Source organism: Rhodoblastus acidophilus (assembly GCF_900187365.1).
Classification (GTDB): Bacteria; Pseudomonadota; Alphaproteobacteria; order Rhizobiales; family Beijerinckiaceae; genus Rhodoblastus; species Rhodoblastus acidophilus.
In genome coordinates this window covers 1-14,887 of the sequence record NZ_FYDG01000010.1, presented here as the reverse complement: position 1 = coordinate 14,887, position 14,887 = coordinate 1, and the positions used below count along the sequence as shown (strand labels likewise).

12 protein-coding genes and 1 pseudogene are annotated in these 14,887 nt (G+C 66.4%); 8 read left to right on the top strand and 5 right to left on the bottom strand.

Going from position 1 to position 14,887, the window contains the following annotated elements; genetic code table 11:
• Positions 1–5 precede the first annotated feature (5 nt).
• Positions 6–2,474, top strand: a complete 2,469-nt coding sequence (locus CFB24_RS16145) for a ligase-associated DNA damage response DEXH box helicase (protein WP_088521674.1) — start codon at positions 6–8, stop codon at positions 2,472–2,474.
• Complete coding sequence (pdeM, locus tag CFB24_RS16140; protein WP_088521673.1) at positions 2,471–3,130, top strand: ligase-associated DNA damage response endonuclease PdeM; 660 nt, start codon at positions 2,471–2,473, stop codon at positions 3,128–3,130. Before CFB24_RS16145 ends, pdeM begins: the two co-directional genes overlap by 4 nt.
• An 8-nt stretch (positions 3,131–3,138) precedes the next feature.
• Here pdeM and CFB24_RS16135 read toward each other — a convergent pair whose 3' ends face one another.
• Entirely contained in the window at positions 3,139–4,794 is a 1,656-nt protein-coding gene (locus tag CFB24_RS16135; RefSeq protein ID WP_088521672.1) for an AMP-binding protein, read from the bottom strand.
• A 119-nt stretch (positions 4,795–4,913) separates the two neighbouring features.
• On the opposite strand from CFB24_RS16135, the gene CFB24_RS16130 reads away from it, so the two are divergent.
• The 5 genes from CFB24_RS16130 (at position 4,914) to CFB24_RS16110 (ending at position 11,517) form a co-directional block, all read left to right on the top strand.
• Positions 4,914–5,900, top strand: coding sequence for a lipase family alpha/beta hydrolase (locus CFB24_RS16130; RefSeq protein WP_158255229.1), 987 nt, complete (start codon positions 4,914–4,916; stop codon positions 5,898–5,900).
• A 215-nt stretch (positions 5,901–6,115) separates the two neighbouring features.
• Positions 6,116–7,201 carry a quinolinate synthase NadA gene (gene nadA, locus CFB24_RS16125; protein ID WP_088521670.1) on the top strand — a complete coding sequence of 362 codons (1,086 nt, stop codon included), beginning with the start codon at positions 6,116–6,118 and terminating at the stop codon, positions 7,199–7,201.
• A 25-nt stretch (positions 7,202–7,226) separates the two neighbouring features.
• Positions 7,227–8,789, top strand: a complete 1,563-nt coding sequence (locus CFB24_RS16120; protein WP_088521669.1) for an L-aspartate oxidase — start codon at positions 7,227–7,229, stop codon at positions 8,787–8,789.
• Positions 8,770–9,627: a carboxylating nicotinate-nucleotide diphosphorylase gene (gene nadC / locus CFB24_RS16115; protein ID WP_088521668.1), complete on the top strand. Its 858-nt coding sequence runs from the start codon at positions 8,770–8,772 to the stop codon at positions 9,625–9,627. Before CFB24_RS16120 ends, nadC begins: the two co-directional genes overlap by 20 nt.
• Before the next feature lie 105 nt (positions 9,628–9,732).
• Positions 9,733–11,517, top strand: a complete 1,785-nt coding sequence (locus tag CFB24_RS16110) for a tetratricopeptide repeat protein (protein WP_088521762.1) — start codon at positions 9,733–9,735, stop codon at positions 11,515–11,517.
• Positions 11,518–11,535: 18 nt separating this feature from the next.
• Here CFB24_RS16110 and CFB24_RS16105 read toward each other — a convergent pair whose 3' ends face one another.
• From CFB24_RS16105 to CFB24_RS16090, 4 genes are all read right to left on the bottom strand, one after another.
• A complete protein-coding gene (locus CFB24_RS16105; protein WP_158255230.1) occupies positions 11,536–11,976 on the bottom strand; it encodes a nuclear transport factor 2 family protein in 441 nt (146 codons plus the stop codon).
• A gap of 371 nt (positions 11,977–12,347) precedes the next feature.
• A complete protein-coding gene (locus tag CFB24_RS16100; RefSeq protein ID WP_088521666.1) occupies positions 12,348–12,782 on the bottom strand; it encodes a nuclear transport factor 2 family protein in 435 nt (144 codons plus the stop codon).
• 54 nt (positions 12,783–12,836) lie between these two features.
• Positions 12,837–13,856 carry a ketol-acid reductoisomerase gene (gene ilvC, locus CFB24_RS16095; RefSeq protein ID WP_088521665.1) on the bottom strand — a complete coding sequence of 340 codons (1,020 nt, stop codon included), beginning with the start codon at positions 13,854–13,856 and terminating at the stop codon, positions 12,837–12,839.
• Between the two features lie 111 nt (positions 13,857–13,967).
• On the bottom strand, positions 13,968–14,552 hold the full coding sequence (locus CFB24_RS16090) for an acyloxyacyl hydrolase (RefSeq protein WP_158255231.1): 585 nt from the start codon (positions 14,550–14,552) through the stop codon (positions 13,968–13,970).
• Positions 14,553–14,717: 165 nt separating this feature from the next.
• Between CFB24_RS16090 and CFB24_RS22640 the strand changes: the two are divergent.
• Positions 14,718–14,887 (top strand): annotated as a pseudogene (locus CFB24_RS22640) (IS256 family transposase); the annotation flags it as partial.

The window sequence follows — 14,887 nt, the reverse complement described above, 5'->3', positions numbered from 1 at the left end:
AAGTGATGAACAAGCCGCACGCCGAATTGCCCGATGTCCTGTCTCGCTGGTTCGACCGGCGCGGCTGGTCGCTGCGCGCCTATCAGCGGGAAGTTCTGGATCTGGCGGCGCGAAACGAGTCCGCGCTGGTGATCGCGCCGACCGGCGCCGGCAAAACCCTCGCCGGTTTCCTGCCCGCCCTGTGCGATGTTTCGCGCGGCGCCGCCGGGGAGGACGGGCTGTTCGCGCTGTACATCTCGCCGCTCAAGGCGCTGGCCGTCGATGTGCGGCGCAATCTCGAACTTCCCGTCGCCGAGATTGGTTTGAAGCTCCGCATCGAGGCGCGAACCGGCGACACGCCGGCGAGCCGCCGCGCCCGCCAGCAGAAAAAACCGCCGCATATTCTGCTGACGACGCCGGAACAGGTCGCGCTGATGTTTTCGCGCCCGGACAGCGCCAAAATGTTCGCCGGCTTGCGCTATCTGATCCTCGACGAAATCCACGCGCTGGCGCCGTCCAAGCGCGGCGACCTGCTGGCGCTCGGGCTGGCGCAACTGGCGAAAATCGCGCCGGCCGCCCAGCGTTTCGGCCTGTCGGCCACCGTTAGGGAACCCGCCGCCTTGGCGCGCTGGCTCGCCTCCGGCGCCGCGCGCCCGCCGCGAATCGTGCGGGCCGAGGGCGCGCCGCCGCCTCGCTTCGAGATTCTGGAAAGCCAGAGCCGCACGCCCTGGGCGGGCCATTCCGCCCGCTATGCGGTGGCCGACATTTACGCGCGCCTGCGCGGGGCGAAACTCAGCATCGTCTTCGTCAACACGCGCCTGCAGGCTGAAATGATGTTCCAGCTGTTGTGGGACATCAACGAGGACAATCTGCGTATCGCCCTGCATCACGGCTCGCTTGACCGCGCGCATCGGCGGCGCGTCGAGGCCGCCATGGCTGAGGGCGCCGTGGACGCGGTGGTCGCCACCTCCACGCTCGACCTTGGGCTCGACTGGGGCGATGTCGATCTGGTCATTCAGGTCGGCGCGCCGAAAAGCGCCAGCCGCCTCACGCAACGGGTTGGCCGCTCCAATCACCGTCTCGACGAGCCGTCGCAGGCGCTGCTGGCGCCGGCCAACCGCTTCGAATGGCTGGAATGCGTCGCGGCGGTGGAGGCGGTCGCGGCCGGCGTTCAGGACAATGCCGAAGGCGATGCGCCGGAACGGGCGGGCGCGCTCGACGTGCTGGCGCAACATGTGGTCAGCCGCCTCGGGGCCGAGCCCATGACCGCCGACGCCCTGTTCGCCGAGATCGCCAGCGCCGCGCCCTATCATGGGGTGTCGCGCGAAACTTTCGAGCGCGTGCTCGCCTTCGCCCGCAACGGCGGCTACGCCCTCAAGGCTTACGAGCGTTTCGAGAAAATCCGCGCCGGCGCCAAAGGGGTCTTGCGCGTCGCCAACGCCAAAATGCTGGCGGCGCATCGGATGAACATCGGGACGATCACCGACAATCCGATGGCCCGCGTGGTGACGGCGGTCGGCGCGGGCCGCGCGCTGAAAGCCGGCAGAGAGCTGGGAACCATCGATTCGCTGGTTGCGGCGGGCATGGCGCCGGGCGACACATTCTATTTCGGCGGCGAGGCCTGGGCGGTGCGCGAATTGCGCGAGGAAAAGCTTTTTGTCTCTCGGGCGCGCGCCAACGCCTCCACGATCATTCCGTCTTACATGGGCGGGCGTCTGCCGGTGTCGGAATCGCTGGCCGCCCGCGTCGCCGAACTGATCTCCGGCGCGCGCGCCTTGCCGTTTCCGCCGCAGGTGGCCGAATGGCTCGCCGCCCAGGCCGAAATCAGCAGGATTCCGCGCCCCGGCCGCCTGCTGGCCGAAATCTTTCCGCACGCCAAGCGGCATTATCTCGCGCTTTATCCCTTCGCGGGCCGGTTGGCGCATCAGACGCTCGGCGTGCTGCTCACCCGCCGGCTCGCCCGCGCCGGCCTCGCGCCCATCGGCTTCGCCGCCAACGATTACGCGGTTCTGGCGTGGCAGCTCCGGCCTTTTCCCGAAACCGGCGGTTTCCTTGAAGATCTGCTGGCGCCCGACATGCTCGGCGATGATCTGGAGGAATGGCTCGACGAGAGCAGCATCATGAAGCGCGCCTTTCGCAATTGCGCCCAGGTCGCCGGCCTCGTCGAGCGCCGCGCCTTCGGGCAGGCCAAATCGGGGCGGGCGTTGACCATTTCCTCCGACCTCATCTACGACGTGCTGCGCCGCTACGAACCCGATCACATCCTGTTGCAGGCGGCGCGGCTGGAGGCGTCCCGCGAAATGCTCGATCTCGACCGCCTCGCGGGAAAACTCGTCTGCTTCGCCGGCAAGATCGATTCGGTGCGCCGGGAACGCCCGACGCCGCTCGCCGTGCCGCTGCTGCTGGAGATCGGCCGCGAAAAGGCCCCCGGCGACGCCCGCGATCTCGCGCTAGAGGAACTCGGCGACGACCTGCTGGCGGGCGACGCCCGGTGAACAAACCCATCGCGCACAGGATCAAGCCGCTGCTGACGCCGCAAGGCGTCGCCTTTCACGGCCAGATCGTGGAATTGCGCCCGAGCGGCGCCCTGTTCTTCCGGGAACGCGCGGTGCTGGTCGTCGCCGACCTCCATCTCGGCAAGGCGCTGCATTTTTCCGCCGCCGGCCAGTTTCTGCCGCCCTACGAGGCCGAGGCCACGCTGGAAAAGCTCGACGCGGAAACGCAGGCGACGGGCGCGAAAAAAATCGTGCTGCTTGGCGACGCCTTCCATTCGGCGCGCCTCGCCGCCGCGCCGGATTTCCTGCCGCGCATGATCGAAATCCTGTCGCGCCGCGCCGAACCCGTTTTCGTGCTCGGCAACCACGACCGTCCGCTGGCGCTCGCGCTCAACGGACACGCGCATGAAGAATGGCGCGTCGAAAACATTCGCCTGCGCCACGAACCGGATGGCGAGGCGGGCGCCCAGATCTTCGGGCATCTCCACCCCTGCGCGCGCGTGGCGACACGCGCCGGAAAGCAGCGCCGATCCTGTTTCGTGGTCGGGCCGGATCATCTGGTCCTGCCGGCCTTCGGCGCCTTGACCGGCGGCCTCTGCGTCACCAGCGCGGCGCTGGCGCCTTTCGCGCGCGGCGCCGATCTTTATCTGATCTGAAGCCGCTTTTATCGCAAGGCGCGGCGCAGGATCTTGCCGACATTGGTTTTTGGCAGGTCGCGGCGGAATTCGATATGGCGCGGAATCTTGTAGCCGACCAAATATTTGCGGCAATGCGCCACCAGTTCGTCGGCGACCAGCCTCTCGTCGCGCCGCACCACGACGATCTTGACCGCCTCGCCCGTGCGGTCGTCGAACACGCCGACCGCGCCGACTTCCTGCACGCCGTGATGCAGCGCGACAATGTCCTCGACCTCGCCGGGATAGACGTTGAAGCCGGACACCAGGATCATGTCCTTCTTGCGGTCGACCACGCGCACAAATCCTTGCGCGTCGCAGGTCACGATGTCGCCGGTGCGCAGAAACCCGTCGGGGGTGAAAGCTTCCGCGGTCTCCTCGGGGCGCCTAAAATAGCCGCGCATCAATTGCGGGCCGCGGATGCACAATTCGCCCTGTTGGCCGAGCGCGACCTCGGCGCCGGATTCGTCGCGAATGGTAATCTCGGTTCGCGGCATGGGCAGGCCGGCGGCGCCGTTGAAGCCTTCAAGGTCGAGCGGATTGATCAGCGCGGCGGGCGAACATTCGGTCAGCCCGTAGCCCTCGATCAGCGTGCGACCGGTCAGCGCCCGCCATCGCTCCGCCACCGACTGGTGCAGCGACATGCCGCCGGAGACCGAGAGCTTCATCCGGCTGAAGTCGAGCCGGCGGAACGCCTCATTGGCGAGCAGCGCGTTGAACAGCGTGTTGACGCCGGAAATGGCCGTGAACTTATGGCGCGCCAGCTCGCGCACCAGCCCTTTGATGTCGCGCGGGTTGACGATCAGCAGATTGGCCGCGCCGAACCGCATGAACAGCAGGCAGCTCACTGTCAGGGCGAAGATATGGTAGAGGGGCAGGGGGGTGACGATGGTTTCGCGCCCATCCTCGACAAACGGCCGGCACCAAGCGAAGCCCTGCTGCACATTGGCGACTACGCTTCCGTGCGTCAGTTCGGCGCCCTTGGGCGTGCCGGTGGTGCCGCCGGTATATTGCAGGAAGGCGAGATCGTCGGGACCGAGCGCCGGCGGGCGCAAGTTTTCGCGCGCTCCCAGCTTCAGGGCCTGCGCGAACGGGACCGCGCCGGGAATGTTCCAGGCGGGAACCAGCCGCTTGACGCGCCGCACGACGAAATTGGTCAGGGCGCCCCGGGCGAAGCCCAGCAGGTCGCCCATCCGCGCCACCACAATGACGCGCAAGGACGTGCGGGGCGCGACCGCCGCCGCCGTCGCGGCGAAATTTTCCAATACGACCAGCGCCTCGGCGCCCGCATCGTTCAATTGGCGCTCCAGCTCGCACGGCGTGTACAGCGGGTTGCAGTTGACCACCACATAGCCGGCCGACAGCGCGCCCAGCAGCGCCACCGGATAGGACAGCAGATTGGGCGCCATCAGCGCCACCCGAGCGCCGCGCGGCAGTTTGACGACATTCTGCAGGTAGGAGCCGAAATTCCACGCGAGATCGCGCAATTGGGCGTAAGTCAGCGACGCGCCCATGCTGATGAAGGCGGTCTGGTCGGGAAAGCGGGCGACGCTGTCCTCGAACATATGTCGCAGTGAGGGAAAGGCGCGAACGTCGATTTCGGAATCCACCCCGGGGGGGTAGCGGTCCTGCCAGATAGGCTCCACTATGCGCCCTCCGGATTATTGTTGATCTTTGTCATTGCGCTTTCCTCGCGTTCATAATTCGGTCGCCGCAGGGAAAAACAATGACGCCGATCAAAATGCGGGCGGCGTGGAGATATCTGATGCTGACCATTCTTTTGCGGGTCGCTCTTGTCGCGACCCTGATCGTTGCGGCGATCCTCGGTCATTTGGCCAAGCTTTTGTTCGGCTTCGACGCCGGGCTTCTCGTCCTGATCGGCGTCCTGCTGGGCCTGCAGACCGCCGTTCCCCTTGGCGCGCTTGGCCTGAGCGCGCGCGGCTTTCTCAATGTCGCGCCGTTCGAGCGCCGCTGGCTGGCCAGCGCGCGCGAAGTGTTCGAGTTCTGGCGCGCCTTCGTCGTGCTGATGCCGTTCGAATCGTTCTGGATGAGCGAGGACAAGCCGCTGGCGCCGGGCAAGGGCGACCTTCCGATCGTGCTCGTGCCCGGCTACGCCTGCAATCGCGCGCTGTGGTTCGATCTGAAGCGCGATCTGGAGGAGGCGGGCCGTCAGGTCGCCGCCGTGACCTTCGCCTGGCCGTTCGCCGACATCGACCTGCTGGCGCGGCAGTTGGACCAGCACATCGCTCGCGTGCGGGAGCAGACGGGGGCGGCGGAAATCCTGCTGGTTGGGCACAGCATGGGCGGCCTGGTGGCGCGCGCCTGGCTGGCGCGCCATGGCGGCGCCGGCGTCGCCGGCCTGATCACGCTGGCCACGCCGCATCATGGCGCGCGACTGGCCAAATTCGCGCCCGGCCCCAACGGCCGCCAGATGGAGCCGGCGTCGCCGTGGCTGGCGGCGCTGAACGCGCAGGAGCCGCCCGTTCCGGCGCACGCCTTCTGGTCCGGCCGCGACGAATTCATCTCCCCGCCCGAATCGGCCCGCCTGTCGGGCGCGGCCGAAACCTGCGCGCCGCTTTACGGCCATTACAGCCTGCTGCGGCATCCCGACGTGCTGCAAAAACTGTTGAGCGCCTCCGCCGCGCCCGCGCCGGTTCTGGCGGCGCCGGTTCAGGACGCTCAAATTCAGGAGGCCCCCTCGCAGGATACCCCGGTTCAAGAGCCGCCGGCTCAGGAGACGCAGCCCGCCTGACGCTGTGCGGGCGTCAATCGCCTCGGGCGTTTTTCGCCCGAGGCGGGGCGTTGCGAAGGGCGCGCCGTGCGCGCCGCTTGGCCGCCCCAGGGGAAGGCGCCGCCGCGCTTGCATTATGCTCAGACTGAGTATATGTAGTTTGTATGACCGCCGGTGAGACGGCGCTTTTTTGGGTTCGTATTATGCTCAAAATGAGCATAAGGGGGGTAAGCGTGATGCAGGCCACTTCCGCCAAAGCCGCAACCTCGGGTTCGCCCGCTCATCGCCGCGAACATCAGGAGCGCACGCGATTCCCGCCTGTCGCGCTGCCCGATCTCGCGTGGACGCCGGAGGTCGCCCGCGAGACCGCCCACCTCTATGAAAAGGTCAAGGCGATCATTCCGCCGATCGAATGGCCGTTTCACGCGCCTTATGTGAAGGCGATCAACGAGCTGAAGAAACAGCGCAATGCGGTGATCCTGGCGCACAACTATCAGACGCCGGAAATCTACAATTGCGTCGCCGACGTGGTCGGCGATTCGCTGCAACTCGCCCGCGTCGCCGAGCAGTCCGAAGCCGACGTGATCGTGCAGGGCGGCGTGCATTTCATGGCCGAAACGTCGAAGATTCTCAGCCCGGACAAGACCGTGCTGATCCCCGACCGCGAGGCCGGCTGCTCGCTCGCCGCCTCGATCACCGGGGAAGACGTGCGCGCGCTCAAGCGTAAATATCCCGGCGTGCCCGTGGTCGCCTATGTCAATACTTCGGCCGAAGTGAAGGCGGAGGTGGATATTTGCTGCACCTCGTCCAACGCCGTGAAGATTGTCGAGAGCCTCGGGGTCGATACGGTCATCATGGTTCCCGATCGTTTTCTGGCTGCCAATGTCGCGCGCCAGACCAAGGTGAAGATTATCGCCTGGCATGGCGCCTGCGAGGTGCATGAGCGGTTCACGCCGGAAGAGCTGCTGGCCTATCGCGAGGCCGAGCCGGGCCTCGAACTGATCGCGCATCCCGAATGTCCGCCGGAAGTGGTCGATGTCTGCGACTTCTCCGGCTCGACGGCGGCCATGATCGACTATGTGAAGACGCGCCGGCCGCAAAAAGTGCTGCTGGTCACCGAATGTTCGATGGCCGACAATGTCGCGGCCGAGACGCCGGGGGTGAATTTCATCCGCCCGTGCAATCTTTGCCCGCACATGAAGCGAATCACCCTGCCGAAAATTCTCGACAGCCTTGTCCATATGCGCGACGAAGTCGTGATTGATCCGACCCTCGCCGCCCGCGCCCGCCGTTCCGTCGAGCGCATGATCGCGGTGAAATAGGCCCCGGTGGGGCGAAGGGGGCGTTATGCCTGACATTCTCATTGTTGGCGGCGGGCTTGCGGGCCTGTTCTGCGCGCTGAAACTCGCGCCGCGGCCGGTGACCCTGCTGGTCGCCGCGCCGCTGGGGGAGGGCGCCTCCTCCGCCTGGGCGCAAGGCGGCGTCGCCGCCGCCGTCTTGCCGACGGACAGCCCGGACCTGCACGCCAGGGACACCGCCATCGCCGGCGCCGGCATTGTCGACAAGGACGTGGCGCTGTCGGTCGCGCGCGAGGCCCGGTCCCGCATCGACGATCTGCTGGCGTTCGGGGCGCCGTTCGACCGCGACGCGGCGGGCGCGCTGGTTCCCTCGCAGGAGGCCGCCCATTCCGCGCGGCGCATCGTGCGCGTGAAGGGCGACGGCGCCGGCGCGGCGATCATGGCCGCGCTGATCGCCCGCGTGCGCGCCGCGCCGAGCATCGAGATCGTCGAAGGTTATGTCGCCGACGACCTGATCGTGCGCGAGGGCCGCGTCGCCGGCGTGTTCGCGCGCGACCCGCACAATCGCCTGCACGCCTTCATGGCCCGCGCTGCCATTCTCGCCACCGGCGGCGTCGGCGCGCTCTACGCTTTGACCACCAATCCGCCGCAGGCGGCGGGATCTGCGCTCGCCATGGGCGCCCGCGCCGGCGCGCGCATCGCCGACGCCGAATTCGTGCAGTTTCATCCGACCGCCATCGACATCGGCCGCGATCCCGCGCCGCTCGCCACCGAGGCTTTGCGCGGGGAGGGCGCCATTCTGGTCAATCGCGCCGGAAAGCGTTTCATGCCGCCGCTGCACAAGGATGCGGAGCTGGCGCCGCGCGACATTGTCGCGCGCGGCGTTTTCGCCGAAGTCGCTGGCGGACGCGGCGCCTTTCTCGACGCCACCCAGGCGGTGGGCGCGGCTTTCGCCGAAAAATTCCCCAATGTCGCCGCCGCCTGTCTGGAAGCGGGCGTCGATCCGGCCAAACAGCCGATCCCGGTGGCGCCGGCGGAGCATTATCACATGGGCGGGCTGTGGACCGATTCGCATGGCCGCACCTCGCTGCCCGGCCTGTGGGCGGCGGGCGAAAGCGGCTCCACCGGTCTGCACGGCGCCAATCGTCTCGCGTCCAACAGCCTGCTGGAAGCGGTGGTTTACGCCGCCCGCGCCGCCGCCGACGTGAGCGCCGCCCTGCCGTCGATTCCCGACCCGGGCGCCGCGCCGGCCGCGCCGCCCGCGTTTGCGCCCGACGCCGCCGGGGCGCGCGAAATCCGCCAGATCATGCAGCGCCATGTCGGTGTTTTACGCGAAGCCTCGGGGCTGCGCGCCGCGCTGATTCGCCTGCTCGCCCTGCGCGACAAGGCTGTGGCCGCCGATAATCTCGACCTGCGCAACCGCGCCGAGGCGGCGCTGCTGATCGCCGCCGCCGCCTACAACCGTCGCGAAAGCCGGGGCGGCCATTTCCGCACCGATTTCCCCCAGGCCGATCCGGCCCAGGCGCAACGCTCTTTCATTTCGCTGGAGGAGGCGCTGTCTCTTTCGCGCGACCTCGCCGACGAGAAGTCCAATGCCTTTGCCCGTGCTTAATTCCCTGCTGGTCGAACAGGCGGTTCGCGCCGCGCTCGACGAGGATTTCGGCCGCGCCGGCGACATCACCTCGCAGGCCACCATTCCCGCCGAGGCGCGGGCGAAAGCCGTGATCGCGGCGCGCAAGAAGCCCGGCGCGCTGGCCGGGCTGGAGCTGGCGAAAAAGGCGTTTGAACTGGTCGATCCCTCGCTTTGTTTCGAAGCGCTGGCCGCCGATGGCGACCGTTTTTCTCCCGGCGCCATCGTCGCGCGCATCGAAGGGTCCGCGCGCGGCATTTTGTCGGCCGAGCGCGTCGCGCTGAATTTTCTGGGGCGGATGTGCGGCGTCGCCACGCTGACCTCGCATTACGCTCAGGCCGTCGCCCACACCAAGGCGAAGATCTGCTGCACCCGCAAGACGACGCCGGGCCTGCGCGCCTTCGAGAAATACGCCGTGCGCTGCGGCGGCGGCATGAATCATCGCTTCGGTCTCGACGACGCCGTGCTGATCAAGGACAATCATATCGCGGTGGCCGGCGGCGTGATCCCCGCCTTGCGTGCGGCGAAAGGCTTCGCCGGGCATCTGGTCAAGATCGAGATCGAAGTCGATACGCTCGACCAGTTGCGCGAGGTGTTGGCCGAGGGCGCCGATGTGGTGCTGCTCGACAATATGTCGCCCGAGCAATTGCGCGCGGCCGTGGCGATGATCGGCGGGCGCATGCTGGCCGAGGCCTCGGGCGGCGTCGCGCTCGACAGCGTCAAAGCGATCGCCGAAAGCGGCGTCGATTTGATCTCGGTCGGCGCGCTCACCCATTCGGCCCCGGTGCTCGATCTCGGGCTCGACATTGAAATGAGCTAGCCTCAACCCTTGTGTTGGCGGCGCAAAAACGCCATCTTGCAGTGCGATTGTTCCCACCCGCGATGGCGCGCCGTCGCGTGCGCCAAGCCGCCAGAAAGTTCTTTCGTGCCCAAGACAAACCTTTTCGCGCCCTCGCGTGGCCGCAGGCTCGCCCTGCTGGCCGCCACACTCGTTTTCCTGCCCGCCCTGACGCAAGCGCGCGAAGCCGTCGCCCTGTCGGACCCGTTCGAGGTCAGCGACAGTCCGGCCGGCAATTATCTCGCCGCGCGCGTCGCCGAGGCCGAGCACGATTCGCTGGCGGCCTCGACCTTCGCGCGTGAAATCCTGCGCGCCGATCCCGGCAATATCGAACTGATCGAGCGCGCCTTCGTCGCCACCTTGCTGAATGGCGACACGAGCGAATGTTTCGCGCTGGCGCAGAAGCTGGTGGCGCGCGACGCCCGGAACGGCACGGCGCGGCTGGCCCTGGCCGTGCGCGACATCAAGGCCCGCAATTTCGCCGGCGCGCGGAAAAACCTCGACGGCAGCGGCAATCTGCGGCAGCGCGACCTCACCGCCGTGCTGCTCACCGCCTGGACCTATGTCGGCGCCGGCGACGTCAAGCGCGCTTTGGCGCTGGTCGACAGCCTGACCGAGTCCAATCTGGCGGTGTTCCGCGACTTCCACGCCGGACTGATGCTGGAGGCCGCCGGACGCACCGAGGAGGCCGGCAAGCGGCTCGCCGCGGCCTACGCCACCGATCAGAACACGCTGCGGCTGGTCGACGCCTACGCCCGCAATCTTTCCCGCCAGGGCCGTAACGACGAGGCCAAGGCGGCCTATCAGGCCTATGCCAAGCTGCAGCCGCGCCAGCCGCTGGCGCAGGCGGCGCTGCGCGACCTCGACGCCGGCCGCAAGCTTGAACCGCTGGTCAAGAGCGTCGGCGGCGGCGCCGCCGAAGTTCTGTATGGCCTCGGCGCCTATGGTCTCGGTTCGTCCGGCGGCCGGCAGGGCGACGAAATCGCCGCCACGGTTTTCCTGCGGCTGGCGCTGGCGCTTGAACCGGACCACGAGCTGGCGCTCGACACGCTGGGCGAAGCCTATAGCCGCATGAAGCAATATGGGATCGCCATCGACGTCTATAACGAGACGCCTGACGCCAGCCCGATGCGGACCAGCGCCGACATTCGCATCGCCATGCTGCTCGACGCCGTCGGCAAGACGGACGAGGCGCTCGACCGGCTGCGCAAGCTCAGCGACGCCCATCCCGACAATCCCGATGCTCTGTCGGCGCTGGCCGATCTTCTGCGCAGCAAGAAGAGATATCTGGAAGCCGCCGACGCCTATGGCCGCGTGCTGGCCGCCAGCCCGGCCGGCGAAAAGGGCCAGTGGGTGCTGTATTATTTCCGCGGCATCTCCTATGAGCGCGCCAAGGTCTGGAACAAGGCCGAGCCCGATTTCAAGAAAGCGCTCGACCTTTATCCCGAGCAGCCGCTGGTTCTCAATTATCTCGGCTATTCCTGGGTGGACCAGGGCGTCCATCTCGACGAGGCGTTCAAGATGCTGCGCCGCGCGGTCGAGTTGCAGCCGGAAGACGGCTATATCGTGGATTCGCTGGGCTGGGCGCACTACCGGCTCGGCCATTACGACGAGGCCGTCAAGTTCCTGGAACGGGCGATCGAACTCAAGCCGGGCGACCCGACCATCAACGACCATCTGGGCGACGCCTATTGGCAGGTCGGGCGCCAGCTCGACGCGCATTTCCAGTGGAATCACGCGCGCGATCTCAATCCCGAACCGGATGATCTGCCGAAGATTCTAGGCAAGATCGCCAATGGCCTGACCGAGCCGAAGCAACCGACGGCCGAGCAGCGGCCCGAGGCGCCCGCCCAGTCGAAAAACGGCGGGTAGCGGCCCCGGGGCGAGCCGTTACGGCTCGCTATGGCCGTCCGATTGGCCGAGCGCGGCGACCAGCGCCGTGTCGAAGTAGCGCGTCCATTCGACGATCTTGCGATCTTCCCATTTGATGCTGTCGACGCCTTCGATGTCCGCCAGCGCGCCGGTGCCGCGATTGCGAAGCGTCATGTGCCAGGACATGTAGGAGATGCGCGGGACGTCGGCGGCGAAATCGTCCACTTCGAACGCGACGATCTCGAAATCCACGTCGAACGCCTTCCAGGCTTCGCGGATTTCCTGCTTGCCGACGCGCAGGCCGGCGGCGGGAATGATCGCGCGCGAGCCCAGCAGCCGGTAAGTGGCGTTTTCGTGAAACAGGGCGAGTCCGGTCTCGAGATCGCCGCGCGCGCGTTGAGCGTAGATATCGCGGCATATCGCCATGTAATCGTCGCGGCCCATCCAAAAATAGTCCATTTCCATTCCTTCGCGCGCCGTCGCTCAGCGGAATCCTTGGTGTGGCGCTGGCGGTCGATCGCCAAAATCACGGCGGCGTCCAGCCCCTGTTGGGCGGCGTTCGACCGCCCGACAGGCTCCAAGTGATTGTTGGGGCGCATTGTATTCACGCCAAGCGGCGTCCGCTTGGCGTGAAAACGCTCTAGCGCCAATTACCTGCCAAATTGGGAAAATAGTACAACGGATTAACCGCAAACTTGACCGTAACGCGGCGCTCAATGCGCTGCGTCTTGGCCAGCATGTTGAAAAATATGGGGGTTGCGCGACGCGCGTCGGGAGAGATTCGGTCCCTGAAAACGCTCGTCAAGTCCGCTTTCAGGACATCCGATCGTTCAGCAGCGGCTTTCGCGCAGGCTGAACAGTCGCTCGCTGTCGATCAACTCGTTGACTTCGGCGATCCGTTCGCCCTGCAGGCGAACGAAACACAGGCCGGGGATCACATCCTCGCGGCGTGTGCCGCGATGACGCACGCGCAGCTCATATTGGACGCAGGCCTGATCGTCGTCGATCACGAGGGAGAGCACGCGCAGGTCGAGCTGTTCAAATTCGACGGTGAAAGCCTGGAGGAAGGCCAGGATCGAATCGCGGTTGGCGCGATGGCCGGCGAAAGCCCATTTGGCGGGATCGCCGTTCAGGCTCCATTGCGCGTCGGCGGCGAACAGCTCGATCGCCTGTTTCGGCCTGGGCCGCAGCGCCATCAGGCGCGAGACGATCTGCTTCGTCCTGGCCGGCCCGACGAGGGGCGCGCCGCTGTCGCTGTCATTCATGATATGCGTAAAGGCAGGGCGGCGCGCCCGAAGAGACCGGGCGCGCCTGAAACATCAGTTCTTGGTCTTGTCGACCAGCTTGTTCTTGCCGATCCAGGGCATCATGCCGCGGAGCTTGGCGCCGACTTCCTCGATCTGGTGCGAATCGTTGACGCGGCGGATGCCCTTGAAGCGGGCGGCGCCGGCCTTGTATTCCTGCATCCATTCCGAGGTGAACTTGCCGGTCTGGATGTCGTTGAGGACGCGCTTCATCTCCGCCTTGGTCTCGGCGGTGATGACGCGCGGCCCCGTGACATACTCGCCCCATTCGGCGGTGTTCGAGATCGAGTAGTTCATGTTGGCGATGCCGCCCTCGTAGATCAGGTCCACGATCAGCTTCACTTCGTGCAGGCACTCGAAATAGGCCATTTCCGGGGCGTAGCCGGCTTCCACCAGCGTCTCGAAGCCGGCGCGGATCAGCTCGACCAGGCCGCCGCACAGCACGGCCTGCTCGCCGAACAGGTCGGTTTCACATTCCTCGCGGAACGTGGTTTCGATGATGCCGGAGCGGCCGCCGCCGATGGCGGAGGCGTAGGACAGGCCGATGTCATGGGCGTTGCCGGACGCGTCCTGATCGACGGCGATCAGGCAGGGCACGCCGCCACCCTTGAGATATTCGCCGCGCACGGTGTGGCCGGGGCCCTTGGGGGCGACCATCACCACGTCGATGTCCTTGCGCGCCTCGATCAGGCCGAAATGCACGTTGAGGCCGTGGGCGAACAGCAGCGCGGAGCCGGGGCGGATGTTGTCGGCGATGTCTTTCTTGTAGATGTCGCCCTGCAGTTCGTCCGGGGTGAGCATCATCAGCACGTCGGCCCATTTGGCGGCTTCGGCGACGGTCATCACCTTCACGCCTTCGCCTTCGGCCTTCTTGGCGGTGGCGGAGCCGGCGCGCAGAGCGACGGCGATCTCCTTGACGCCGGAATCGCGCAGGTTCAGCACATGGGCGTGGCCCTGCGAGCCATAGCCGACCACGGCCACCTTCTTGCCCTTGATCAGATTGAGATCGGCATCGCTATCGTAATAAACGCGCATTGTTATTGCTTTCTGCGTGAGGGGCGGGCGGATCCGAAACCGCCGGTTATTGTCCCGCACGCCTATAAGCGCAGAGCGCCCGCGCGTCAAAGGGCGGGGCGCGAAAAAGCCTCAGAAGCTGTAGCCGATGCGCGCGCCGTAATTGGTGACGCCGTGGTTGGCGTGGCAGAGATTGAGGTTGGAATAGTGCTCGACGGTCGCCATCACGCTCCAATGCTCAGTCAGGTTATAGCCGAGCGAGGCGGATTCGTGGAAACCCCAATGGCAGCCGACCCCGGCGCGCTGCGGCGGCCGGACCCCGTTGGTCACGCCGTCGTTCCAGGCGCCGCCCACCGAGCCTTCGATGAAGATCCGGTCGGTGAGCGCGACGGTCCACAGCGGGCCGAAATAGATGCCGTTGGTCTTGTTCGCGGTGTTGAAGGTGCCGCCGATGTCGGCGCGCATGGCGACGAAGCTCCACCAGGGATTGGTCGTCTTGATGATGTCGCCGAACACGATTTCGGCGCTGACGTCGGTGGAGCCGGACTCGGCGCCGCCGGGTTCATGGGCGAAGCCGCCGATGCGGGCCTCGAACGGCGCATGGAGGCGATAGGTGGCTTCCGGCGGCAGCAGCTCTCCGAATGGCGACGTGTCGCCGGCCATCGCGGGGGCGCCGCACAGGCTGGAAAGGACAATCAGGCAAACATGTCTTTTCATAGAGGCGGCCACCTTCGACAAAGCTGCGCCACGATAGGCGAAGCGTCCGGGGACGGCTATGGTTTTGCGGCCACAGGCGGACCAAATCGGAAGCTTTGGGGGCCGCCGTTTGAGAGTGTCGGAATTTCCGTGTGATGGCCATTTGGAAGCAAATGGAGGCATCACATGGCAAGACGGAAAGCCCCGCTTATTCCCGATCAACTGCTTGACCAGCTTCTGGGCGGCGCGGATCCCAAGACTGCCTTTGCGAAAGATGGTCTTCTCGACGAACTGAAGAAGGCGCTCGCCGAACGGGCGCTGAACGCGGAGGTCGACCACCACCTTGACCAAGGCGA

Excerpts from the sequence above, each read along its gene's own strand:
- CFB24_RS16145 (WP_088521674.1), top strand. The coding sequence starts at position 6 with ATGAACAAGCCGCACGCCGAATTGCCCGATGTCCTGTCTCGCTGGTTC.
- CFB24_RS16130 (WP_158255229.1), top strand. The coding sequence starts at position 4,914 with ATGCTGACCATTCTTTTGCGGGTCGCTCTTGTCGCGACCCTGATCGTT.
- nadA (WP_088521670.1), top strand. The coding sequence starts at position 6,116 with ATGCAGGCCACTTCCGCCAAAGCCGCAACCTCGGGTTCGCCCGCTCAT.
- CFB24_RS16120 (WP_088521669.1), top strand. The coding sequence starts at position 7,227 with ATGCCTGACATTCTCATTGTTGGCGGCGGGCTTGCGGGCCTGTTCTGC.
- nadC (WP_088521668.1), top strand. The coding sequence starts at position 8,770 with ATGCCTTTGCCCGTGCTTAATTCCCTGCTGGTCGAACAGGCGGTTCGC.
- CFB24_RS16105 (WP_158255230.1), bottom strand. The coding sequence starts at position 11,976 with ATGGACTATTTTTGGATGGGCCGCGACGATTACATGGCGATATGCCGC.
- CFB24_RS16100 (WP_088521666.1), bottom strand. The coding sequence starts at position 12,782 with ATGAATGACAGCGACAGCGGCGCGCCCCTCGTCGGGCCGGCCAGGACG.
- ilvC (WP_088521665.1), bottom strand. The coding sequence starts at position 13,856 with ATGCGCGTTTATTACGATAGCGATGCCGATCTCAATCTGATCAAGGGC.
- CFB24_RS16090 (WP_158255231.1), bottom strand. The coding sequence starts at position 14,552 with ATGAAAAGACATGTTTGCCTGATTGTCCTTTCCAGCCTGTGCGGCGCC.